At 72.0% G+C, this 22711-nt stretch carries 23 protein-coding genes; 11 read left to right on the top strand and 12 right to left on the bottom strand.

Annotated features, from left to right (window positions below; all coding sequences use genetic code 11):
• Positions 1 to 19: 19 nt before the first annotated feature.
• The 3 genes from ACFFBG_RS12240 to ACFFBG_RS12230 form a co-directional block, all read right to left on the bottom strand.
• Positions 20 to 1003: a ketopantoate reductase family protein gene (locus tag ACFFBG_RS12240; protein WP_375479028.1), complete on the bottom strand. Its 984-nt coding sequence runs from the start codon at positions 1001 to 1003 to the stop codon at positions 20 to 22.
• Complete coding sequence (locus ACFFBG_RS12235) at positions 1000 to 1974, bottom strand: heme-binding protein (RefSeq protein ID WP_375479026.1); 975 nt, start codon at positions 1972 to 1974, stop codon at positions 1000 to 1002. The genes ACFFBG_RS12240 and ACFFBG_RS12235 overlap by 4 nt, the downstream gene beginning before the upstream one ends.
• A 217-nt stretch (positions 1975 to 2191) precedes the next feature.
• A complete protein-coding gene (locus tag ACFFBG_RS12230; protein WP_375479024.1) occupies positions 2192 to 2647 on the bottom strand; it encodes a MarR family transcriptional regulator in 456 nt (151 codons plus the stop codon).
• An 89-nt stretch (positions 2648 to 2736) separates the two neighbouring features.
• Here ACFFBG_RS12230 and ACFFBG_RS12225 point away from each other — a divergent pair, with 89 nt between their 5' ends.
• The gene (locus tag ACFFBG_RS12225) at positions 2737 to 4116 is read left to right on the top strand and encodes an FAD-binding oxidoreductase (RefSeq protein WP_375479022.1); all 1380 of its coding nucleotides are present in this window, start codon (positions 2737 to 2739) and stop codon (positions 4114 to 4116) included.
• An 11-nt stretch (positions 4117 to 4127) separates the two neighbouring features.
• Here ACFFBG_RS12225 and ACFFBG_RS12220 read toward each other — a convergent pair whose 3' ends face one another.
• Positions 4128 to 4649 carry a VOC family protein gene (locus tag ACFFBG_RS12220; RefSeq protein WP_375479020.1) on the bottom strand — a complete coding sequence of 174 codons (522 nt, stop codon included), beginning with the start codon at positions 4647 to 4649 and terminating at the stop codon, positions 4128 to 4130.
• Between the two features lie 97 nt (positions 4650 to 4746).
• Here ACFFBG_RS12220 and ACFFBG_RS12215 point away from each other — a divergent pair, with 97 nt between their 5' ends.
• Entirely contained in the window at positions 4747 to 5511 is a 765-nt protein-coding gene (locus ACFFBG_RS12215) for an SDR family NAD(P)-dependent oxidoreductase (RefSeq protein ID WP_375479018.1), read from the top strand.
• 37 nt (positions 5512 to 5548) lie between these two features.
• The gene (locus tag ACFFBG_RS12210) at positions 5549 to 6943 is read left to right on the top strand and encodes an FAD-binding oxidoreductase (protein WP_375479016.1); all 1395 of its coding nucleotides are present in this window, start codon (positions 5549 to 5551) and stop codon (positions 6941 to 6943) included.
• Between the two features lie 31 nt (positions 6944 to 6974).
• Here the strand turns inward: ACFFBG_RS12210 and ACFFBG_RS12205 are convergent, their stop codons facing one another.
• Both ACFFBG_RS12205 and ACFFBG_RS12200 read right to left on the bottom strand, forming a co-directional pair.
• The gene (locus ACFFBG_RS12205) at positions 6975 to 7559 is read right to left on the bottom strand and encodes an SDR family NAD(P)-dependent oxidoreductase (protein WP_375479014.1); all 585 of its coding nucleotides are present in this window, start codon (positions 7557 to 7559) and stop codon (positions 6975 to 6977) included.
• Positions 7556 to 8974 carry an FAD-dependent oxidoreductase gene (locus ACFFBG_RS12200; protein ID WP_375479012.1) on the bottom strand — a complete coding sequence of 473 codons (1419 nt, stop codon included), beginning with the start codon at positions 8972 to 8974 and terminating at the stop codon, positions 7556 to 7558. Before ACFFBG_RS12200 ends, ACFFBG_RS12205 begins: the two co-directional genes overlap by 4 nt.
• A gap of 32 nt (positions 8975 to 9006) precedes the next feature.
• Here ACFFBG_RS12200 and ACFFBG_RS12195 point away from each other — a divergent pair, with 32 nt between their 5' ends.
• Entirely contained in the window at positions 9007 to 9423 is a 417-nt protein-coding gene (locus tag ACFFBG_RS12195) for a VOC family protein (RefSeq protein WP_375479011.1), read from the top strand.
• Between the two features lie 4 nt (positions 9424 to 9427).
• On the opposite strand, the gene ACFFBG_RS12190 is transcribed toward ACFFBG_RS12195, so the two are convergent.
• Together ACFFBG_RS12190 and ACFFBG_RS12185 are read right to left on the bottom strand one after the other, a co-directional pair.
• Complete coding sequence (locus tag ACFFBG_RS12190; protein ID WP_375479009.1) at positions 9428 to 10288, bottom strand: alpha/beta hydrolase fold domain-containing protein; 861 nt, start codon at positions 10286 to 10288, stop codon at positions 9428 to 9430.
• A 31-nt stretch (positions 10289 to 10319) separates the two neighbouring features.
• Positions 10320 to 11612 carry an amidohydrolase family protein gene (locus ACFFBG_RS12185; RefSeq protein WP_375479007.1) on the bottom strand — a complete coding sequence of 431 codons (1293 nt, stop codon included), beginning with the start codon at positions 11610 to 11612 and terminating at the stop codon, positions 10320 to 10322.
• Positions 11613 to 11889: 277 nt separating this feature from the next.
• Between ACFFBG_RS12185 and ACFFBG_RS12180 the strand changes: the two genes are divergently transcribed.
• From ACFFBG_RS12180 to ACFFBG_RS12165, 4 genes are all read left to right on the top strand, one after another.
• Positions 11890 to 12657, top strand: coding sequence for an ABC transporter ATP-binding protein (locus tag ACFFBG_RS12180; protein ID WP_375479005.1), 768 nt, complete (start codon positions 11890 to 11892; stop codon positions 12655 to 12657).
• Positions 12644 to 13426 (top strand): ABC transporter ATP-binding protein, encoded by a 783-nt coding sequence (locus ACFFBG_RS12175; protein WP_375479003.1) that lies wholly within the window; start codon positions 12644 to 12646, stop codon positions 13424 to 13426. Before ACFFBG_RS12180 ends, ACFFBG_RS12175 begins: the two co-directional genes overlap by 14 nt.
• Before the next feature lie 104 nt (positions 13427 to 13530).
• Complete coding sequence (locus ACFFBG_RS12170) at positions 13531 to 14829, top strand: ABC transporter substrate-binding protein (protein WP_375479001.1); 1299 nt, start codon at positions 13531 to 13533, stop codon at positions 14827 to 14829.
• A 60-nt stretch (positions 14830 to 14889) separates the two neighbouring features.
• Positions 14890 to 16953, top strand: a complete 2064-nt coding sequence (locus tag ACFFBG_RS12165) for an ABC transporter permease (RefSeq protein ID WP_375478999.1) — start codon at positions 14890 to 14892, stop codon at positions 16951 to 16953.
• 41 nt (positions 16954 to 16994) lie between these two features.
• Here ACFFBG_RS12165 and ACFFBG_RS12160 read toward each other — a convergent pair whose 3' ends face one another.
• From ACFFBG_RS12160 to ACFFBG_RS12150, 3 genes are all read right to left on the bottom strand, one after another.
• Entirely contained in the window at positions 16995 to 17861 is an 867-nt protein-coding gene (locus tag ACFFBG_RS12160; protein ID WP_375478997.1) for a fumarylacetoacetate hydrolase family protein, read from the bottom strand.
• 91 nt (positions 17862 to 17952) lie between these two features.
• Positions 17953 to 18516, bottom strand: a complete 564-nt coding sequence (locus ACFFBG_RS12155; protein WP_375478995.1) for a carboxymuconolactone decarboxylase family protein — start codon at positions 18514 to 18516, stop codon at positions 17953 to 17955.
• Entirely contained in the window at positions 18513 to 19334 is an 822-nt protein-coding gene (locus tag ACFFBG_RS12150) for an IclR family transcriptional regulator (protein WP_375478994.1), read from the bottom strand. The genes ACFFBG_RS12155 and ACFFBG_RS12150 overlap by 4 nt, the downstream gene beginning before the upstream one ends.
• A 159-nt stretch (positions 19335 to 19493) precedes the next feature.
• Here ACFFBG_RS12150 and ACFFBG_RS12145 point away from each other — a divergent pair, with 159 nt between their 5' ends.
• From ACFFBG_RS12145 to ACFFBG_RS12135, 3 genes are read left to right on the top strand one after another with little or no spacing between them, the layout of a single operon-like run.
• Positions 19494 to 20258, top strand: a complete 765-nt coding sequence (locus ACFFBG_RS12145) for an SDR family NAD(P)-dependent oxidoreductase (protein WP_375478992.1) — start codon at positions 19494 to 19496, stop codon at positions 20256 to 20258.
• Positions 20259 to 20305: 47 nt separating this feature from the next.
• A complete protein-coding gene (locus ACFFBG_RS12140; protein ID WP_375478990.1) occupies positions 20306 to 21100 on the top strand; it encodes an SDR family NAD(P)-dependent oxidoreductase in 795 nt (264 codons plus the stop codon).
• A gap of 1 nt (position 21101) precedes the next feature.
• Positions 21102 to 21635 (top strand): VOC family protein, encoded by a 534-nt coding sequence (locus ACFFBG_RS12135; protein WP_375478988.1) that lies wholly within the window; start codon positions 21102 to 21104, stop codon positions 21633 to 21635.
• Positions 21636 to 21744: 109 nt separating this feature from the next.
• Here ACFFBG_RS12135 and ACFFBG_RS12130 read toward each other — a convergent pair whose 3' ends face one another.
• Complete coding sequence (locus tag ACFFBG_RS12130; protein WP_375478986.1) at positions 21745 to 22611, bottom strand: G1 family glutamic endopeptidase; 867 nt, start codon at positions 22609 to 22611, stop codon at positions 21745 to 21747.
• Positions 22612 to 22711: the final 100 nt, after the last annotated feature.

Here is a 22711-nt window from a genome sequence, read left to right as displayed (position 1 = left end):
CCTGCGATTCGTTGGTCGGTCAGTGGGCAACGGGAGACGCGGCGGCGTCCCACGAGGATTCGAGGCCGCGCACCAGTGCGGCCATCGCGTCGTGCAATGGCGTCGGGACGCCGACGCGCGCGCCCACCGCGGCGATTCCGCCGTTGAGCACGTCGATCTCGGTGCGCCGCCGGGCGAGGACGTCCTGCAGCATGCTCGGCTTGTGCCAGAAGGCCTCGTCGATCGCCTCCTGCACCGATGCGGCCGGGTCGCGGGTGAGTTCGACGCCCTCGGCAGCGCACACTGCGAGCGCCTCGTCAATCAGGTGCTGCACCTGCGCGCGCAGTCCCGGGTCGACGCACACCTGCCCGACGGTCAGGCCGGTCAGCGCGGCGAGTGGGCTGGTCGCCGCGTTGAACACGACCTTCGTCCACTGCGGCCCGCGGGCGTCGGCCAGCGCGTGCGTGACCAGACCGCCCTCGGTGAGCAACCGCGCCAGCGTGCTGATCGCGTCGGAGCCGGCCGGGCTCGGCTCGAACGGCCCGAACCACGAGTCGCCCGGCGCGTCGTAGCGCACCACGCCGGGCTCGGGCACGGCGCCGGCGGTGATGATGCTGCCGCGGATCACGTGCGGCACGATCTCGGCGACGACCTCTTCGTTGCCCAGGCCGTTCTGCACGCTGACGACCGCGGCGTCGGCGAGCGCCGCGCGCGCCGCGGTGACCGCCGCGCTGGTGTGCAGCGCTTTCGTGGCCACGACGCCGAAGTCGCAGGGCGGCAGCTCGGCGGCGTCGACGAGTGCGTGCACCGGCGCGGTGAAGTCGGCCAGCCCGGTCACCCGCAGGCCGTGCTCGGCGATCGCGGCGACGTGCTCGGCCCACGGGTCGACGGCCCACACCTCGACGCCGTCGACCCGGGCGAGGTGCGCCGCGTAGAGGCTGCCGATGGCGCCGCACCCCAGCACCGCCACCCGCACCGGGCCGCCCGCGGTGGCGCCTCTGGCGCCGTTTGCCTCGGCGGTCATGAGAGGGCGGCCGCGACGAGCTCGGCCGCCTGCTGCGGCGGCACGCCGCCGACACCGACGCCGCCGACGACCCTGCCGTCGACCAGCACGGGAGCGCCGCCGGGCGCGAACAGCATCGGGTCGGGGTGCAACGCGGCGAGCTGGGTCAGCGAGTCGGGGTAGCGCGTGGCGATTTCGTGGCTCGGCCAGCCGAACAGGGCGGCGGCGGTTGCCGTCGCGAGCGCGACCGACGGACCGGCGGCCACGCCGTCGTCGGCTCGGTCCTGCTGCACCGGATCGCCGCCGCGGTCGACCACGGCGACCGACACCGCCTTGCCGGCCGAGGCGGCCGCCGCGAGCACGCGCTGGCTCAACGAGCGGGCCCACTCGAGTTCGGGCTGGTCGGCCGCCGGCGGCGCCTCGGCCATGCCCAGGCTGTCTTCCGGCGCGACCGTCAGCTCGCCAAACCGTTGGGCCCAGCGGGCCGCGTCGTCGCCGTGCTGGCCGACGTAGGGGATGCCAAGGGCGTAGGCGATCAGCAGGTCCTCCGGGTTGGCCGGCTTGCCGTCCGCGCTCACGATCTTCGGGTCGACGCCGACCGGGAAGAACGGGCTGACGGTCGAGCCGGACGCCGCGATCCCGGCGACGACCACGCCGTCGACCACGACCGGCATGCCGCCGGCGCCGGGGAAGACGGCCTGGGGCGACACCGTCGCGAAACCGGCCGCGACCGGCGGCGCGATCGTGGTCATCCGGTGCAGGTGTTCGGTGCTCGGGATCTGTTGGGTGCCCGAGATCCACGCCTTCGACCGCGCCCGCCCCATGCCGCCCTGGCCGCCCGCGTCCAGCCGGGACGCGGTGATCAAAGCGCCGCTGGCGCCGACGACCGCGATGCCGCCGCGCAGACCGAGCTGTGCCCCCTTGTCGATCGCGCGGCGCACCAGCGCCTGCGCGTCAGCCAGCGGGAGGTCGCGCGGGTGCCGATCAGCCACGACCGAGCTGCTCTCGGAGTACGAAAGTCACTTTCGCATCGTAGGAGTGACGTGGGTCGCTGTCCAGGCCGCGGCCGCACTGCCGTCTTCTCCGCCCTGCAAGTTGTCCTCGCTTCGTCGGGCCCACACCCGGCGAAGCGAGGACAACTTGCGAAGGAGACGTTGGCCGCTGCGGCGGGGGGGGGGCGGGGCGAGGACAACTTGCAAAGGGAGGCGGTCAGCCGCTGCCGGCGCCGGCCAGCGCGTCGGCGAGCCGCCGCAGCGGGCCGACCGCCGCGGCCAGCGCTGCCCGGTCGTCGGCGGACAACCCGGCCAGGACGGCGCCCAGCTCGCTGCCCCACGACCGCTCGCGGCGGTCCCGGGCGGCCAGCGCGCCCGCTGTCGGCTCGAGCCGGACGACCCGCCGGTCGTCGGCATCGGCCCGGCGGCGTAGCGTCCCGCGCGCCTCCAGGGCCCGGACCGCGGTGCTGGCGTTGCTCGGCTGCAGGCCCAATTCGTCGGCGACCTCGCGCACGCTGAGTCCCGGCCGGCGGGCGAGCAGCCGCATCACCTCCAGCTCCGAGCCCGGCAGCGGATCGTCGGCCGCAGCGGCCGCGCCGACCGTGCGCGGCAGCAGCCAGGCGAGGTCGTGCAGCACCACGGCGAGCGAGCGGGTGGCGGAGCGTCCGGCCACGGCGGCCTCCAGCTGGTTGCGTTGGGGTCACTCCGCATGATAGTTATCCAAATATAGCTATGAAGTCATAACTAATTGGAGGTCGGTCGATGACTGTTGCCGCTGCTCGCATTCCCGGATTCACCGGGGACGTCCTGACGCCCGAGCACGAGCAGTACGACGCACGGCGTCGGGTGTGGAACGTGCTGCACGACCGGCGCCCGGCGCTGATCGCGCGCTGCGCCGGCCCGTCCGACGTCGCGGCCGCGCTCGAGCACGCCCGGCGTGCCGACCTGGTGGTCGCCGTCCGCGGCGGCGGGCACAGCCTGCCCGGCCACAGCGTCTGCGACGACGGCGTGGTGATCGACCTCGGACTGCTGAACGAGGTGCGCGTCGACCCGATCGCACGCCGCGCGACGGTGGGCGGCGGGGCGCTGCTCGGCGATGTCGACAGCGCCACCCAGCAGCACGGCCTGGTCGTCCCGGCCGGCGTCATCTCACACACCGGCGTCGGCGGCCTGACGCTCGGCGGCGGTGTCGGCCGGCTCATGCGGCGCTTCGGCCTGACCATCGACAGCCTGCTCGCCGCCCGGCTCGTGACGGTTGACGGCCGGCTCGTCCGCGCCGCGGCCGACGAGAACCCCGACCTGTTCTGGGCGTTGCGCGGCGGCGGCGGCAACTTCGGCATCGTGGTCGAGTTCGAGTTCGCGCTGCACGAGCTGTCCCGCCTGCCGCTGCTCGCCGCCTTCCACCCACTTGACCAGCTCGGCGAGGTGCTCGCGCTCGCGCAACGCACGATTGCCGACGCCCCCGACGAGCTGCTGTGGACGAGCTTCGTGCGGCGGGCGCCGGTGCGGCCGTGGATGCCCGCGGAGCTCGTCGGCCGCCCCGGCCTGATGTCGGTGATCGAGTGGTCGGGCGAGCAGACGGCCGGACTCGACCTGCTGGCCGGGCTGAGCCGGCAGCTGGCGCCACCGGCGGCGGCGCTGGACGTCGTCGACTTCCTGGACATCCAGCGCGCCGGCGACGTCGAGTTCGGGCCCGGTTTGCGCACGTACGTCAAGGCGACCTTCGCCGGCGAGCTGACCGACGGCCTCGCCGGCGTGCTGGCCGAGCGGGGCCGGCTGCTGCGTTCACCGCTGGCGCAGGTCGAGGTGCTGTCGATGGGCGGCGCCATCCGCCGGGTCGCGCCGGACGCGACGGCGTTCCCGCACCGAGACGCCGGCTGGCTGTTGAACGTCCCATCGAGCTGGCGCGACGCGGCCGACACCGACTACGAGATCGGCTGGGTGCGCGACACGTATGCCGCGATCGAGCCGCACGCCACGGGTGGGGCGTACTCGAACTTCATGGAGGGCGACGAGGCCGACAGCGGCCAGGTCGCTTACGGCGCGACCCTGCGACGGCTCCAGGCGGTCAAGGCCGTGTGGGATCCGGACAACGTCTTCCAGCTCAACCAGAACATCCGGCCGCTTGCCGGGCCGACCTGACGCTCAGCCGGTCACGGCGCCGCGTCGAACAGCGACTGCCAGAACCGGCGCACGCCCTCGGGCGGCTGGTGCACCTCGATCGGGTGCCCGAACAGCGGGCCGCCGCCGTACCAGTTCGCCACGGCGCCGCCCACCGAGGTCGTCAGCAGCGGGCAGCCCGCGGCGGCCATGTGCGCGTTCTCGGCCGTGAGGTCGTCGGTCGTCCAGGCGACGTGGCTGACTCGCCCCGGCGCGACGCCGAGCGCGGCGCGCAGCTCGGGCGGATCGATGCGGTGCACGACGTTCAGCTCCAGCAGCACCGGTCCCCATGCGGCGAAGGCGGCGGTGTGTTCGAGGGTCGCCGGCTCGCCAGGGACGTCGCCATTGAGGTCGCCGCTGACGTCGCCGCTGGACTCGCCGTGGAAGCGGAAGTCGCCGAGGTCGATGTGCTCGAGCACGGTGAACGGGCCGACGCCGAGCAGCTCGCTCGCCTGCGCCATCGCGGCGTCGAGGTTGTCGACCCAGTAGCCGATGTGGTGCAGCCCGCGGGTCACCGAGAGCCGGCCGAGGTGGTGTGCATTCGCCGAAGCTATGGGAGAGTGTTCTCGTTCTGCAAGAGTTACTTTTGTTGAGCGGAATCGGGGTTGGCGCATGCGGCTCGCCGGCAAGGTCGCGCTGGTGACCGGCACAGGCGGCGGCATCGGCCGCGCCACCGCGCAGGTCTTCGCCCGCGAAGGCGCCCGCGTCGTCGGCTGCGACCTGTATCCCGACGGCTCGGCCGAGACGGTCGAGCTGGTGCGCGCCGCCGGTGGCGAGATGACGGCGATGGCGCCCGTCGACCTCGCCTCGGCGGCCGGCGCGTCGGCATGGGTCGCGGACGCGGCAGCGGTCTACGGCGGCGTGGACGTGCTGGTGAACAACGCGTCGGCGATCCGGTTCGGGCCGATCACGCAGCTCTCGGTCGAGGATTGGTCGTTCACGATCCGCAACGAGCTCGACATCGTCTTCCTGGTGACCCGCGCCGTGTGGCCGCATCTGGTCGCCCGCGGCGGGGGTTCGATCGTCAACATCGCGTCCATCTCCGCCACCCGCGGCGCCGCCTTCATGCCGCAGAACGCGCACGGCGCGGCGAAGGGCGGCGTGCTCGCGCTGACCCTGCAGCTCGTCACCGAGGGCGGCCCGCATCGCATCCGGGTCAACGCCGTCAGCCCGGCGATGACCGCCACGCCGCACACGCGTCCGCTGCTCACCGATCCGGCGAGCCCGTTCGCCGGCCAGGTCGACCGCATCCCGCTCGGCCGCGTCGGCGAGCCGGAGGACGTCGCGCACGCGGTGCTGTACCTGGCATCCGACGAGGCCGCGCACGTCAGCGGCGCCAACATCCCGGTCGACGGCGGCGCCGCCGCCCTCGGCTGAGCCACCCCGAGCCACCCAGAGCATCAGGAGGACGCCGATGTCCGGTGCTTCCGCGCCTGTCTTCACCGGGCGCCTCGTGCGTCGCGGCGACCCCGACTACGACGACGCGCGAGTCGGCCGGGTCTTCAACGCCCGCCGGCCGGACCGTCACCCGATCGCCGTGCTGCTGGCCGAGACCGAGGCTGACGTCGTCGCCGGGGTGCGCCTGGCCCGCGCCGAAGGCTGGTCGGTGGCGGTGCGCGCCGGCGGCCACTCGTGGGCGGCGTGGAGCGTGCGCGACGGCAGCCTGCTGATCGACCTCGGCCATTTCGCCGCCGTCGATTACGACCCGGCGACCGGCGTCGCCGCGGCCGGGCCGGCGGCGCGCGGCGGACTCGACCTCGACCCGGTGCTCGCGGCGCACGGCCGCGCGTTCCCGGGCGGCCACTGCGCGTCGGTGGGCATCGGCGGCTTCCTGCTCCAGGGCGGCCAGGGCTGGAACAGCCGCTCGCAGGGGTGGGCCTGCGAGAGCGTCGTCGGCATCGACGTCGTCACCGCCGACGGCGACCTCGTGCACGCCGACGCCGAGCACCACGCCGACCTGCTGTGGGCGGCGCGCGGCGCCGGGCCCGGGTTCCCGGGCGTGATCACCCGCTTCCACCTGCGCACCTACCCGCGGCCGGCGGTGATGGCGCACGACACCTGGACGTTCCGGCTCGACGACGCCGGCGCGCTGCTCGGCTGGCTGCACGACATCCTCCCCGGGCTGGACACCCGGGTGGAGCCGGTGGTCGCGGCCACCCGGTTGCCCGACGTGCCGCTCGACACCGGCGTCGCCCGGCCAGACGGGACCGTGCTGCTGCTGCACACCACCGTGCTGGCCGAGTCGCGCGCGGAGATCGACGCGATGCTCGCGCCGTTCGACGACTGTCCCCTCGCCGATCGCCGGCTCGGACACGTGCGGGCCGAGACGGACATCGCGCAGGAGAACGAGGCGCAGACCGAGCAGAACCCCGAGGGCCATCGCTACGTCGTCGACTGCACCTGGACGAACGCCTCGGCAGCCGAACTCGCCGAGCCGCTCAGCGCGCTGTGGCGCGATCTGCCGACGATGCATTCGTTCTCGATCTGGTACGGCTGGGCGCCCAGCCGGCCGCTGCCGGACATGGCCTTCTCGGTCGAGGCGAACGTCTATCTCGCCACCTACGTCATCTACACCGACCCGGCCGACGACGAGCGGCACAGCGCGTTCGTGCACGGCCGGACAGATCAGCTCGCCGCGCTCGGCGGCGCGGGCGTGTACCTCGGCGACACCGACTTCGTGCGCCGCACCGACCGCTTCCTCAGCGACGAGAACTACGCCCGGCTGCAGGAGATAAACCGACGACGGGATCCGGGCGGCCTGTTCTGCTCCTACCTGGTCGGGGACGTGACGCGCCTGAACAGCCGGTGACGCCGGCAGGCTGATGCCTACCGGGTGATGCCTACCGGGTGATCAGGCCGCCGTCGACGCACAGCGTCTGTCCGGTGAGCGCGCCGCCGGCGGCCGAGACGCAGAAGGCGACGGTGTCGGCGACGTCGGCCGGCCCGAGCGCCATCGCCAGCATCCGGGTCAGCCCGATCAGCGCCGCCTTGCTCGTGACGTAGGGCAGCAGCTCGACGGCCGGCGGCTGCCACACCGTGTCCGAGCCGATCAGCACGATCCGGCCGCGGCCGGATTCGGCGAGCGCCGGCGCCAGCGCCTGGGCGAGCAGCAGCGGCGCCTCGACGTTCACCGCCTGCACGCGCCGCCAGAGCCGCAGGTCGACGTCGCCGAGCGCGGCCTGGCTCAGGTCCGCGGCCGCGTGCACCAGGACGTCGCAGCGCCCGCGATCGGCGAGCAGCCGGCGCGCCGCCGAACGCACGGCGTCGGCGTCGGCCAGGTCGAGCACGATGTCGTCGGCATGTCCCTCGCGCGCCCGCAGGTCGAAGGAGACGACGTCGTGCCCGGCCGCCTCGAGCGCCGCGCAGATCGCCGAGCCGATCGCGCCGGCGCCGCCGGTGACGATCGCGACCGGCCGCCCGCTCACGAGCGCGTCGCGCGCTTCGCGGCCTCGGCGCCGGCGAGCCGGCCGAAGACGAGCGCGTCGGTCAGGCCGCCGCCGTGGTCGATGAGGTGTCCCCACACCATGCTGACCCCGCCCGCGGCGTACAGCCCCGGCACCGCCGCCCCGTGGTCGCGCAGCACGCGGCCAGCCGAGTCGTGCCGCGGTCCGCCGGTCGTGCCGGCCACGCCCGGCTGAGTTTGGATGGCGTAGCGCGGTCCCGGCGCCAACGGGACGAGCGTGTCCGCGGAGCGGCCGAACCGCGGGTCGACCCCGGCCTGCGCGGCGGCGTCGTACTCGGCCAACGTCTGCGCGAACACGGCCGGGTCGACGCCGATGCGAGCGGCCAGCTGCTCGTCGTCGTCGGCCCGGACGATCCACCCGCGCTCGATCTCAGCGGCGTTGTCGGCGCTCCACACATAGTCGTTGGGCGTGCCGAGCAGCCCGTTCAGCGGGCCGGCCAACCGGGTCGGCTCGTCGAACACCGCCCAGCAGGGCAGGCGGGGACGGTTGGGGTTGCGCGGCAGATAGGTCGACAACGCGCGCAGCCGGTCGTGCACCTCGAACCCGGTCTCGTCGGCGAAGCGGTGGCCGTCGGCGTTGACGAACAGGTGCCCCGGAGCGAAGAAGTCGATGGCGAACGCGCTCGGGTGCTCCGGCGCCGTGTAGGCGAACCAGCCGAAGAAGCCGTACATGTGCCACAGCGCGGCGCCCGCGCGCTGCGCGAGCCGGATGCCCGCGCCGTCGTTGCGGCCGTGGCCGACCTGCCGGCCGGTCGGGAGCGGCAGGTAGGCGTCGGCCAGCGCGGGGTCGGCCTCGAAGCCGCCGCACGCCAGCACGACGCCGCCGCGCGCGTGGACCGTCTCGCCGGTGGCGGTCACCACCCCGGCGACGCGACCGTCGTCGAGCAGCAGGTCTACGACCGGCGTCTCGAACCGGATCGGGATGTTCCGCTCGGCGACCGCGCCTGCCAGCCCGTTCCACAATTCGGACCCGCGCCGGCCGGTGCCGCCGCTGACGACCCGGTATTCGATCTCCTTGCCCGCCGGGAAATTAGGCCAGGACGGGAACGGCGCCGGCAACCGGATCGGCGGCGGGTCGAACCGCTCGGTCGGCGCGCCCAGGGCGGCGAGCCAGTCGGCGTTCTCGTGCAGCCCTTCGGCGTAAGCGCTCAGCACCTCGCGGTCCGTCCGGCCGAAGCTGAGCGAGTCCAGATGCTCGAGGCAGGCCGGTCCGGGGACGTCGAACAGGAAGCCGCCGCTGTAGAGCGCGTTGCCGCCGCCGTGCGAACCGGCCTCGACGACGAGCACGTCGGCGCCGCCAGCCCGCGCCGCGAGCGCCGCCGCTGCGCCCGCCGGCCCGTAGCCGACCACCACCACGTCCACCGTCAGCTCTGGCACGTCCGCCGTCCTTTCGATGCTTGACTGCGGGGATGCGTCTGGACCACGTGGGTGTCAACGTCGCCGATCTCGACGCCGCCGAGCGGTGGTACTGCGCCGCGTTCGGCCTGCGCCCGGAGCTGCGGTTGCGGATCGAGCCGATCGAGCTGGACATCGCGATGCTGCGCCACGCCGAGCTCGGCCACCGCGTCGAGCTGCTGCATCGTGCCGGGCTCGCCGGCGGCCCGCGCGGCGCGAACCCGGCCGAGGCCGCGCTGCTGCCCGGGTACAGCCACATGGCGTTCGACGTGCGGCGCCTCGACGCCGAGCACGCCCGCCTCGTGGCGCAGGGGGCGCGCGAGGTCATGGCCCCGCAGCCGTCGCCCGAGCCCGGCGTGCGGATGTCCTACCTGGCCGATCCGGACGGCAACCTCGTCGAGCTGGTCGAGCGCGACCCGTTGCCGGCCTGACAACTCAGCCGACCGCGTCGAGCAGGAACTGGGTCGAGCGACGCACCAGCGACAGCGTCGCGTCGTCGTCCAGCTCGGGGAACATGTGCGTGCCGCCGGGCACGAGCTCGACGGTCGCGGCACCGCCGGCCGCGCGCAGCGCGTCGGCGAGGCGGGTGCTCTGCCGGGGCGGCACGCTGCGGTCGGCGTCGCCGTGCAGGAACAGGAACGGCGGCGGTTGCCGATCGGTCGGCACCTGTGCCACCGCGCTCGCTGCGCTGACCAGCTCGGGCTGGTCGGCCAGCGCGCCGCCCACCAGCATGCCCTCGCGCGAGGCGGCTGACCGATCTGGCTCGCCGCCGGCTTCCGCGACGTCGGCGGACAGCGCGTCGAGATCGCTCGGGGTGTACCAGCACACGGCGGCGAGCGCGGGCGGCACGTCGGTGCTCGGTTGCTCCAGCGCCGCGAGAGCGGCGAGCTGACCGCCGGCCGAGACCCCCCACACCGTCGACGCCGACGGCAGGCCGAATTCGTCGGCGTGGTCGGCGAGGAACCGCCTGGCGGCGCGGACGTCGTCGGCCTGCGCCGGGAACACCGCCTCGCCGCTGAGCCGGTAGTCGACGCTGGCCACCGCGAGGCCTTCTGCCGCGACGCGCTCGAAGAAGGACGGCGCGGTCCATTTCGCGGCTGCGCCCGGCCCGGCGCGGCGGCTGCCGACCCGCCAGCCGCCGCCGTGCAGGTAGACGCACAACGCCGTCGGCCGCGGCGGCAGGTAGAGGTCGAGCGCCAGCGGGCGGTAGCCGACCGGCGCGGCGTAAACGACGTCGCGCCGGACGTCGGTGTCGCGCCGGACGTCGACGTCGCGCCGGACGTCGATGTCGCTCACGCCGGCCGGATGATCACGCTGGGACGGCAGGTCACGCCGGCACGGCGGCCGGCTGCTTGTGCACGCGGCCGCCCTGGACGATCCACTCGATGTTCGCGGCGTCCTGCAGGATGCGCACGTCCTCGACCGGGTTGCCGCGCACCACAAGCAGGTCGGCGAGGTAACCCGGAGCGAGCAGCCCGAGCTCGTCGCTCATGCCCATGACCTGGCCGCCGAGCATCGTCGCGGCGCTCAACGTCTCCGCCGGCGAGTAACCGAGGATCTCGACGAACAGCTGCAGATCGCGCGCGTTGCGCCCGATCGGGTTGTTCGGGAAGCCGTAGTCGCCGCCGGGCAACGCGCGAATGCCGCGCTTGCGGATCTGCGGGTAGATCGCGGCCATGCCGGCCAGCGCGTCGACCGAGCCCATCGTCTTCGCGACCTCCGGCGTGATGCCGAACTCGGCGCCCTCGTGCACGTTGGCGTAGATGATGCCGGGCGCGGGGGACACGAAAACGTCGTCTTTCGCCGACTCGAGCAGGTCCAGCGCCTCTTCATCGGCATAGGTGCAGTGGTAGATCGACCGGAAACCGGCGCGCACGGCGATCTTCACCGACTCCGCCGACTGCGCGTGGCAATTCAGCCAGACGCCCGACTCGCGGGCCTGCTCGCCGGCGGCGTTCGCCTCCTCGGCCGTGTACTGCGTGATCTGCGAGCCGCCGGCGATGAAGACGTCGTCGTTGCTCAGCAGGAACTTGACGCTGTCGAAGCCCATCGCCGCCTGCTCGCGGACGAACGCCCGGCACGCGTCCGGCCCCTGCCAGTCCGATTCGAGGTGCCCGTCCGGGCGCACCGGATGGTTGTCGCGTTCCATGCTCGCCGCGCGCAGCCGCGGGCCGGGGATGGCACCGGCGCGGATCTTGTCGCGCAACACGACCTCGGTCGGCATCGGCAGCAGCGAGCCCGCGGAGTACGCGGAGGTGAAGCCGGCGTCGAGCAGGATCCGCGCGTTGCGCTCGGCGCGTGCCAGCTCGGCTGGCATGCCCTCGATGTGGTGGAAGAAGCTCACGTCCAGCGGCGGGTTGAACGACGGGTCGATATGGCCCACGGCCGACGGGAAGGTCAGGTGCGCGTGCGACTCGATCAGGCCCGGCATGACCGTGCAGCCGCTCGCATCGACGACTGTCACACCGTCGGGCGCCCCATCCCAAGAGCCCGCGCTGTGGTCCTGCCAGCCGGGCCGGACCGTGACGACGCGCTCGTCGTCGACGACGACCTCGCCGGGCGCCGGCGCGCTGCCGCTGCCGTCGAACACCAGGCCGTTCGTGTAGATCGTCCGAGCCATCTCCCGCACCTCCGCCGTCTCGGCCAGCTCGCGCTGGCCCGACCGTTCTCACTGTGCGAACAATGGTTTCGCAATTGCCGCGAAGTCTTCACGCCCCTGCCGCCGGTGTCAACGAAATCGGGGGCACTCGCCCCCCGGACCGAGCTGAGGGTGGCGACTCGGTTCGGTCTCGAACTGGACGGTGACGGTGGACACAAGGCGCGATGAGCCGTACGGTCGCGTCAACAGTTCGTAAAGTCGATTTCATAGAGCGAGAATGGATCGGACGGGGGCGCGCATGAGCCACTTGCTCGACGTCGCGGCGCTGCGCGTCGCCTACGGGGGCGTCGTCGCCGTCGACGACGTCTCGTTGCACGTCGACGCGGGCGAGGTCGTCGGGTTGATCGGCCCGAACGGCGCGGGCAAGTCCTCCTTCATCGACGGCCTCACCGGCTACCTGCCGGGACGCGGTGGCAACGTCTCCTTTGAGGGTTCGTCGCTGGACGGCAAGCGGACGCACACCGTCGCGCGCAGCGGTCTCGTGCGCACGTTTCAGTCGGTGGAGCTGTTCGACGACCTGACCGTGGAGGAGAACCTGCTCGTCGCCGCCGAGCGGCCGACGCTGCGAAGCGCCCTGCGCGACCTGATCGTGCCGTCGAAGGCGCAGGGGCGCGAAGACGTCGCCTGGGCGATGACGCTGTGCGAGCTCGACGACGTCGCGCATCGCTATCCGAAAGAGCTCTCCCACGGCCAGCGCAAGCTCGTCGGCGTCGCCCGCGCGCTCGCGCAGCGGCCGCGGCTCGTGCTGATGGACGAACCCGCGGCCGGTCTGGACACCGAGGAGAGCCTCGCCTTCGGCCGGCGGCTGCGCTCGCTGCCGGGCCACGGCGTCAGCGTCCTGCTGGTCGACCACGACATGGGCCTCGTGCTCGGCGTGTGCGACCGCATCGTCGTCATCGACTTCGGCAAGGTGATCGCGCAGGGCACCCCCGACGAGATCCGCGCCGACCCCTCGGTGATCGAGGCCTACCTCGGAAGCGGAGATGTCGCAGATGCCCACGGCTGACCCCCTGCTCGAGGTCGAGGGCCTCACCGCCGGCTACAACGGCACCGCGGTGGTGCGCGACGTCGCGCTGCACGTCGGCGCCGGCGAGGTGGTCGCGCTGCTCGGCTCCAACGGCGCCGGCAAGACCACGACGCTGTCGGCGATCGCCGGGCTGATCAAGCCCATGGGCGGCGCGATCCGCTTCCGCGGCGAGAAGCTCACCGGCGCGCCAGCGCATCGCGTCGCCCGTCGCGGGCTCGCGCTCGTGCCGGAGAACCGAGCGCTGTTCGCCGACCTCACCACCCGCGAGAACCTGCGTCTCGCGCGGGTGCGCGGCCGCTCGAACGAGGACGACGTGCTCGACCTGCTGCCTGAGCTGCGCAAGTGCCTCGGGCGCAAGGCCGGCATGCTGTCCGGTGGCGAGCAGCAGATGCTCGCCGTCGGGCGCGCCCTCGTCGCCCGCCCGGCCCTGCTGGTCGTCGATGAGATGAGCCTGGGCCTCGCGCCGGTCGTGGTCGCGCGGCTGGCGCCGGTGTTGCGGACGGTCGCCGCGTCGTTCGGCACCGGTGTGCTCGTCGTCGAGCAGCACGTCGCCGTCGCCCTCAATGTGGCCGAGCGTGCCTATGTGCTGGCGCAGGGGCGGCTCGTGCTCGAGGGACGCACCGCCGACCTGCGCAGCCGCCGCGACCTGCTGCTCGCCTGCTATCTCGGCGACCTCGACGCCGCGACCCAGCTCAACGCCGAAGTCGCCGCTGAGGTCGCCGAGGCGCAGGCAGCGCAACCAGCTTGACCGCAGCACAGCTTGACGTTTTGGTCGCACAGCTTGACGTATTGGCCGGGCCCCGTTCGGGGGCGCGGAGACCTGCAGAAATTCCACCCGTCGAAGGAGACGAGATGCCCGCACGATCCCGAGCCATCGCCACGTTGGGAGCGGTCGCAGCGTGCGGCCTGTTCCTCGCCGCCTGTTCCAGCAGCGGCAGCGGCACCAGCGGAAGCAGCGGCGGGTCCTCCGCCGGCGGAAGCTCCACCGCTGCCGGCGGATCATCGTCGGCTAGCACCGGCGACAACGTGCTCGGCACGCCCAAGGCGGCCGCCGGCAGCCCAATCGTGTTCGGCCTGCTCAACATCGAGTCCGGCCCGGTCACCTTCCCTGAGGTCCGCCAGGCCGAAGAGGCCGCGGTCAAATACGTGAACGCGTACAAGGGCGGCATCGGCGGCCACCCGATCAAGATCGTCTCTTGTGCCACCGACGGCCAACCGTCCACCTCGCAGCGATGCGCGAACCAGATCGCCGACCAGAACCCGGTCGCGATCCTCGGCGGCGCGGACACCGGCGCGCCGGGCGCGATCCCGGTCTGGGCCCGCAAGAACCTCGCCTACCTCGGTGGCGTGCCGTTCACCCCGGTCGAGCAGAACTACGCCAACGCGGCGATCTTCTCCAGCATCTCGACCGGCGACAACGCGGCGGCGTCGGTATACGCGGCGAAGACGCTCAAGGCCAAGAGCGCGGCGGTCATCTACACCTCCGACACGCAGGGCACGGCAAGCGGCAAGATCATCATCAACACGATGACGAACGCGGGCATCAGCAAGATCACCAAGATCGCGCTGCCGCCGACCTCGTCCGACGTCTCCTCCGCCGTCGCGACCGCGATGGGCGCGCACCCGGACGTCATCTACGTCGACGCGCCGGCCGCTTGCCCGGGCGTGCTCGCGTCGCTGAAGCAGCTCGGCAACACGGCGAAGATCTTCGGCGTCGACCCCTGCACGGCGCCGAAGGCGATCCAGGGCGCCAACGGCGGCGCTGACGGCCTGTACTTCGCCGGCCCGACGCTGGACGCCTTCGCCGGCACGCCCGAGACGGCCCTCTACCTCGCGGCGCTGAAGAAGTACGCCCCGTCCATCGCGCTCGACTCGCTGGCGGCCATCGGCTTCCAGACGGTGATCAATGTGCAGACTGCGCTCGGCTCGTTCACCACCGCCGACCTGACGACTGCCAAGATCTTGGCGGCCTTCAAGACGGGCAAGGCGACGCACAACTTCATGGGCCACGACTACACCTGCGACGGCAAGCAGCTCGCCGGCGCGACAGCGATCTGCAACGCCTACGAGCAGATCCGCCAGGTGAAGGGCAGCAAGATCGTCGCCGTCTCGCCCGACTTCGTCACCGCCGGTTCCTACTACAAGCCGTAAGACCGTTCGGGGGCCCGGCACACCCGGGCCCCCGAACGGCATGTCGGAGGTGGCTCGCTGATGAGCACGTACGTCCTGTTCCTGCTGCTCGGCCTCGGCGCGGGCTCCGTGTACGCGCTGCTCGGTCTCGGCATGGTGCTGAAGTACCGCAGCACCGGCGTCGTCGACTTCGCGCAGGGCGCGTCGGCGATGTGGGGGGCCTACACGTTCCTCAACCTCCGCAACCGGGGCGAGCTCGAGCTCCCGTTGATCTGGCTGCCGCACGAGATCAAGGTGTCGTCGTCCGGCCTGGGCGTGTGGCCCGCCTTGGTCATCACCCTGGTCTACGGCACCGTGCTCGGGCTGATCATCTTCATGCTCGTCTACCGCCCGCTGCTGCATGCCGCGCCGCTGACGAAGGTGTGCGCGTCGGTCGGCGTCGCGTTGTTCTTCGAGGCGGTCGCCGTGCTCAACTTCGGCACCACGCCGCTGTCGGCGCCGCCCATCCTGCCCAGCGAGCCGATCACGATCGGCAGCGTCATCGTGCCGTCCGACCGGCTCTACCTCGCCGGCATCGTCGTGCTGGTCGCGGTCGGGCTGACCGTCGTGTTCCGCTTCACCCGGTTCGGCCTCGCCACGCGGGCCGGCGCCGAGAACGAGACCGGCGCAGCCCTCATTGGCATTTCCGCCACCCGGATCGCCGCGCGGAACTGGATGATCGCGACGCTGCTCGCGACCTTGTCCGGCATTCTGATCACGCCCATCTCCTCGCTCGACCCGACGTCGTACACGCTGTTCGTGGTGCCGGCGCTTGGCGCCGTGCTGATCGGCCGATTCAACTCGTTCTGGATCACCGCGGCGGCCGGCCTGCTGCTCGGCATCGTGCAGTCCGAGCTCATCAAGCTGCAGACGGTCTTCACCTGGCTGCCGCAGCAGGGCCTGGCCGACGGCGTGCCGTTTGTGATCATCCTCGTCACAATGACGCTGAGCGCCCGGCGGCTCGGCGCCCGCGGCGCCACCGGCACCCTGCGCAACCCCTCGCTGGGCCGCCCCACCCGTCCGGTGGCCACGTCGCTGATCATGTTCGTGCTCGGCGTCGTCGTGCTGGTCGCGCTGCACGGCTCGCTGCGCGCGGCGTTCATGTCCTCGATCGTGACGATGTGCCTGGCGTTCTCCCTCGTCGTGCTCACCGGCTACGTGGGGCAGGTTTCGCTCGCCCAGATGTCGTTCGCCGGTATCGGCGCATTCGTGCTGAGCCACCTGACGCAGGACCTCGGCGTGCCGTTCCCGTTCTCGCTCATCCTCTCCGCCCTCGCCGTGGTGCCGATCGGCATCCTGATCGGGCTGCCGGCGTTGCGGGTGAGGGGGGTGAACCTCGCCGTGGTCACCCTTGCGGCGGCCGCCGCGATGGACGCGCTCGTCTTCAGCAACAGCTCGTTCAGCGGCGGACTCGGCGGCCGCAAGGCAGGATCGCCGTCGATCTTCGGCCTCGACCTCGGCATCGCGGAGGGCCGCGCCTACCCGCGGGTCGTCTTCGGCGTGCTGCTGCTCGTGATCGTCACCTTCGTCGGCTACTGCGTCGCGCGTCTGCGCACGTCGGCGACGGGCCGCATGCTGGTGGCGGTGCGCTCGAACGAGCGCGCCGCGGCGGCGGTGGGCATCCGCGTCGCGCCGGCCAAGCTGTACGTCTTCGCGCTGTCGTCGTTCATCGCGGGTATCGGGGGCGCCTTGCTCGCCTACGAGCAGGGCACGGTGTCCTCGGCGTCGTTCGGCGTGCAGACCTCGCTCACGCTGCTCGCCATCGCCTACGTCGCCGGCATCGGCCGGATCGCCGGGGCGGTCGTCGCCGGGCTGATGTTCGCCTCCGACGGGTTGTTCGTGTCCTTCCTCGACAAGACGCTGCATATCGGCAAGTACCAGATGATCGTGGCCGGCATCGCGCTCGCCATCACCGCCATCAAGAATCCGGACGGCGTGGCAAGCGAGGTCGCCGGCGAGAAGGGCCTGGCGCCGCGGATCGTGCGGCTGCGCGACCGCCTGCTGCCCGGTCGCAAGTCGGCACGGGCGACCTCGTCGGCGTCGGGCAGCGGCCCGGTGGAGCAGGCGCGCTTCGACAAGGCGGCCGGGCCCTCACCGGTTGGCTGACACCCGGCTCGAACCCGGCTCGGCAGAACCCTGCGCGCCGGTCAGAGCGAGTTCGTGTACGGCGTGCCCTCGTGCGCGTCGCTCCATGGCACGACGTGGTTGCGCAGCACGCCGACGCCCTCGATCTCCGCCTCGATCCGATCGCCGGACTGCAGGTAGAAGTCAAACGGGTTCGGCTGCACCGCTGCAACGCCGGAGATGGTGCCGGTCGTGACGATGTCGCCGGCGGCGTAGAGCTGCGGCGAGTGGTAGCTGATCAGGTGCTGCAGCGAGAGAACCATCTGGTTCATGTTGCCCACCTGGCGCTTCTCGCCGTTGACGCGCAGCTCCATCGCCAGCGAGTGCGGGTCGGCGATCTCGTCCTTGGTGACGATCCACGGGCCGATCGGGCAGAACGTGTCGATGCCCTTCGAGAAGGAAAAGACGCCGGACTCCATCTCGCGCCGCTGGATGTCGCGCGCGGTGATGTCGTTGAACACCATGTACCCGGCGATGTAGTCATCGGCCTCGTCTGGACCGAACCAGCCGCCCGACTTGCCGATGATCACCGCGAGCTCGAGCTCGTAGTCGAGCTCTTTGGTGAGCCCCTCGGGATACACGATCGGGTCGTCCGGGCCGATGATCGCGTCGACGTTCTGGAAGAACACGATGCCCTTGTGCACCGGGTGCGACCAATTCACCGCCGCGAGCTCCTCGTGATGCGCGGTGAAGTTGCCAGCGGTGTGGAAGAACTTGCGCGGCACGATCGGCGCGCGCAACCGGACGTCGGCCAGCGCCAGGCGCTCACCGGTCTCCGGCACGTCGCCGCCGCGCTCGAACCACTCGCGCGTCGACGTGCAGTCGAACTCTACGACGTCGTCGCCCTCGACCCGCCCGACGCGTCCCGCGTCGAAGGTCACCAGCTTCATCGCTGCCCGCTCTCGCTCTGCGAAAATAACTTTCGAAGTCGAGGCCGATGATTCTCGCTGTCCGCAGGCGGTGTCAAGCTGTCGGCGCCTGCTACTCGGGAACGCCCACCCGGAAGACCCGCAGCTGCAACGCCAGCGTCGCGTAGTACCCGACCAGGGTGGTCAGCTCGAACAGCGTCGCCTCGCCCAGCGCGGCAAGGGCCGCGGCGTACTCGGCGTCGTCGAGATCACCGCGGGAGGCGAGCGCGACCACGGCTTCGGCAACGGGCCGCTCGTCCGCCGCCAGCCCGTCGAGGCGGCCGGCGCGAAGGTCGGCCAGCTCGTCCGAGCCCAGGCCGACGGCGGCGCCGACCGCCTCGTGCGCGTAGACCTCGAACTCGCTGCCCCAGTGATGGGCGACGAGCAGGATCGCGATCTCGCGGGAGCGGTCGCTCAGCGCCGAGGCGTAGCGCACGGCGGCGCCGACCTCCTGCAGCGCGCCGCCGAGCCGCGGGCTGAGCAGCATGGCGTTGAACGGGCCTTCGAGCCTGCCGTCGGCGTCGGTGAGCGAGAACGCCTGGCGTCCCCGCGCACGAGGCCCGCGGGCGATGGAGTCGTAGAGCTCTCGCTGGTCGGGCGCCAGGCTCTCCGGCTCGAGCTTGTCGAGTCGGCTCATCCCGAGTGGCCGAGCAGGGCCGAGATCTCTCGACAGGCGTCGACGACTTTCGGCTTGAGCTCGCGCACGATCCGCCGGGTCGTCCAGTCGCGCGACTGGACGGCGACATTCGCGCCCGCGACGACTGCGCCGGTCGAGTCGTAGACCGGGGCGGCGACCGAGCGCAGGCCGGAGGCCAGCTCCTCGTCCTGCATCGCCCATCCCTCCTTGCGAATCGCCGCGAGGTCGGCACGCAGCTCGGCGAGCGACTCCTTGGCGTTCGGGCCGTGGTTGGGCGCGAACGACTTCGCCGTCACCCGGGTCTCCAGCTCCTTGCGGTCGAGATGAGCGAGCAGCAGCTTGCCGATCGAGGTGTGCACGGCCGCGAGCGTGGAACCGACCTGGATGTTGGCCGTCACGAGATCGGAGTTGCGCAGCCGCACCAGGTACAGCACCCGGTCGCCCGCCAAGACGCACAGATTCACCGTCTCGCCGGTGTCCGCCGCCAGGCGCTGCAGCACCGGCGAGGCGAGCTCGACGAGGTCCATGCTGCGCAGTGCGGCGGTGCCGAGCGTCAGCACCTTGCCACCGGGGCGGTAGTCGCCGTTGGGCAGGTGCTCGAGGTAGCCCTCGGCGGTGAGCGTCATGACGACGCGGTACACGGTCGGCAGCGGCAGGCCCGTGGCGGGCGCGATGTCGCTCACCCGCCAGGTCGGCCGCTGCTCGGTGAACAGCGACAGCACGCGCAGCCCCTTCGCCAGCGCCTCGACCCGATACTCAGGCCGCGCCGTCGCCGAGGGGTCGTCGTCGGCATTCAGCGCTCGTCGCTGTGCGGGCATGGACGGTGCCTCCTGAAGTGCTGCGTTCGACCGGATGAACTCTCGCGCAGCCTAGAGCCGAATCGACGCCGCCAGCGCTGGACACCGGCGACGCCCAACGTTAGCGTTGTGTGGAAGTTACTTTCATCTGTCGAGAAATAGTCGCCTGGAGGCGTTCTCATGCCGGTGCGAGACTGGCTGGAGCTCGAAGGCCGCGCCACCCTTGTCGTGGGGGCCGGCGGCCTTGGCGGCGCGAGCGCCGTCTCGATGGCGCTGCAGGGCGCGCGGGTGCTGCTGGTCGACGTCGACGAGAGCCACCTGGAGGCGGTGCGCCGACAGGCGAAGGACGCCGGCACGGACCTCGACACGCTCGTCGCCGACCTCGGCAATCCGCAGGCCTGCCGGGACGCCGTCGACGCCGCGCAGGTCCGCCTGGGCGGGCTTGCGGTGTTTTTGCATGCCATCGGCCGCAACGAACGCCGCCCGGTGCTCGAGCTCGACGACGCGGCCTGGGACGACACGCTGAGGTTGAATCTCTCGACCGCCTACTGGCTCGGCCAGGCCGTGGGCCGGTTGATGTGCGCGAACGGGTACGGGCGGATGGTGTTCCTGTCGTCGGTGTCTGGTCTGCTCGCCCACGCCGACCACGCGCCGTACGCCGCGACCAAGGGCGGCCTGAACCAGCTGATGCGCGTCATGGCACGCGAGTGGGCGTCTCGGAACGTCACGGTGAACGCGGTCGCGCCGGGTTACATCGAGACCGACCTGACCCGTGACTACCTGGCCAAGGACGGCGTGCGCGAGGGACTCACCGCGCTCGTGCCCGCCGAGCGGCTCGGCAAGCCGCACGAGGTGGCCGACGCCGTCACGTTCCTCGCCTCAGACCGCGCCGGCTTCGTGACCGGCCAAGTGCTCTACGTCGACGGCGGCCGCGTCCTCGTCTGACCGCCGTCGTCGGCAGCCCGCCCGTCCGCCCGATCGAAGGAGACCACATGTCCCCCGCGCCCGCTCCCGTCATCGCGCAGCGCTTCCCCGGCCGGTCGGTGCTCGTCACCGGCGCCGGCACCGGCTTCGGCGCCGAGATCGCCGTGCGCGCCGCGCAGGAGGGCGCTCGCGTCGGCGTCCACTACCGCAGCTCGAAGGACGGCGCCGAGAAGACCGCGGCGCGAATCCGCGAGCTGGGCGGCGAGGCCGAGCTGTTCCAGGCCGACATCACGAGCTGGGACGACGTCAAGGCGATGGCCGACGCCGCGTTCGCCGCGTTCGACGGCCTTGACGTGCTGATCAACAATGTCGGCGACGTGGCCCGCGAGCAGATGTCGTGGCGCGACATCACCGAGGACTCGATCGACCACGTCCTCGACGTCGACATCAAGGGCACGATGTTCTGCATCCACGAGTTCGGCGCGCGGATGCTCGACCAGGGCCACGGCAGCATCGTGAACATCGGCTCGACGGTGATCGTGCGTGGCAGCGCTCGCGCGCCGCAGTACGCCGCTGCTAAGTACGGCATCCTCGGCGCCACCAAGTCCTACGCCCAAGCGTTCGCGCCGACGGTCCGGGTGAACGTCTTCGCGCCCGGCTTCATCGAGACCGAGGCGACGCTCTCGCGCCAGGACTGGCAGACCGGCCGCGGGGACACGCTGCGCAAACTCACGCCGATGGGCCGGATCCCGGGCCCGGCCGAACTCGCCGGCACGGCGCTGTTCCTCGCCAGTGACGACGCCGCGCACATGACCGGCGGCTACCTGGTCGCCGACGGCGGCTACAACATGGTCGGCGCCTGAGGTGACGACGCCTCCGCAGACGGCGCAGACGGCGCAGACGGCGCAGACGGCGCAGACGGCGCAGACGGCGGGCGCGGCGATCGTCGCACGCATCCCGAACGTCGGGCTGCATGTCGTCGACGTCGACGAGTCGCTGGCCTTTTACCGCGACCTGCTCGGCATGCACGTCGTCGTCGACTCCGGCTGGCTCGACGACCCCGAGCTGCTGGCGCTCACCGCGACGCCCGGCGGCAGCATCCGCATCGTCAATCTCGCGGCCGAGGGCCCAGGCGGCGCGACGATCACCGTGGTCGGCGTGGCCGGCGTGCCGCGGCGTCCCGCGCCCGGCGGCGAGTTCCACGACCCCGGCACCGTGCACCTGGCGATCGAGACGGCTGACCTGGATGCCGCGCTCAGCACGCTCGCCGACGCCGGCGTCCCGCTTGTCGCCGCGCCCGGCGAGGTGTCCGGCGGCGGACCCGGCCATGCCCGCGTGGCATTCCTGCGCGACCCCAACGGCTACTTCGTCGAACTGGTGCAGAAGCTCGGCAGCTGACCGCTGAGCCTTGCCTTCCCACACCGAGTGGTCGATTTGGAGAGATCGACTTCGACCACTCGGTGTGGGAGGGCGCCGCACGCCTCGCCGCTGACCGCTCGCCGCTCGATCAGCCGGCTGGGGTCTTCGTGCCGGGCGCCAGCCAGGTCACGGTGAACCCGTTGCCAGACTTTGTCGGCGCGCTCGTCGAGGCCTCGCGAGTGCCGTGGCTGTCCACGATGTCCACCGCCTCGCTCGCGACCAGCTTGGGATTGCTGCCATTCAACTTCAGCGCGTGGAAGGTGACGCTGCCCCAGTCCGGCGCGGTCGAGATCGCGCCGTTGACGTCGGTGTCCTCTTGGATCCACTCGGCGCTGTGGCCGGGCCCGGCAAAGGACACCGTCTTCGAGGCGCTGTGCCCGGTCGTGGCGTCGCCCAGCCGCATGGTCCACCGGCCGGTCTTCGCCTTGCGCACAGACGCGGTGATCGCGTCGCCGGGCCGGATGGTCAGGCCGGCGAACACCGTCTCGGGCGCGACATCGCTCGGGGTGATGACTTCCCACCAGGCTCTATAGGTCCGCCGTCCGCCGCTGACATCGGCCTCGGTGCCGGTCTGGATGAGGTAGCGATCGCCGCTGGTCGCGCCGTCGATGCCCACCCAGGTCGAGGAGTAGCCGCCGTGCGTGGTGGTGAGCGTCGGCACTGTCCACGACCCCGACGCGCTCGTCAGACCGGTGCCGCCGCGGATATAGCCCGCCCAGTTGAGCGACTGCTGCTTGCCGCCGGCGTGCCGCCGGTGCCGGCCCATGATGTGCGAGCTGACCTCGCGTGGATGGCGCGCCGCGGTCGCGGCGGCGGGGCGCAGTGCGGTCGCGGCGCTCGTCGCGGCGGCGCTTGCGGTAGGGGCAGCGAGGGTGGGCGCGGCGGCGGCGAGGGCCGCGGATGTCGAGGCGGCCAAGGCGAGCGCGACAGCGCGTAGCCGAGTGCAGGTGTGCACGGGATTCTCCGTCCAGGAGGGAAAATGGGACGGACGGAGACTAGAAACGCGAGGGCCGATTCAAGCCGCCTGACGCGCGCCCTGTGGACGGACCCGAGCG

The sequence above is a fragment of the uncultured Jatrophihabitans sp. genome (assembly GCF_964251945.1).
In the GTDB taxonomy this organism is placed as follows: domain Bacteria; phylum Actinomycetota; class Actinomycetes; order Mycobacteriales; family Jatrophihabitantaceae; genus Jatrophihabitans.
The sequence above is the reverse complement of the archived record's forward strand: the minus strand, read 5'-3'. Positions and strand labels throughout refer to the sequence as shown.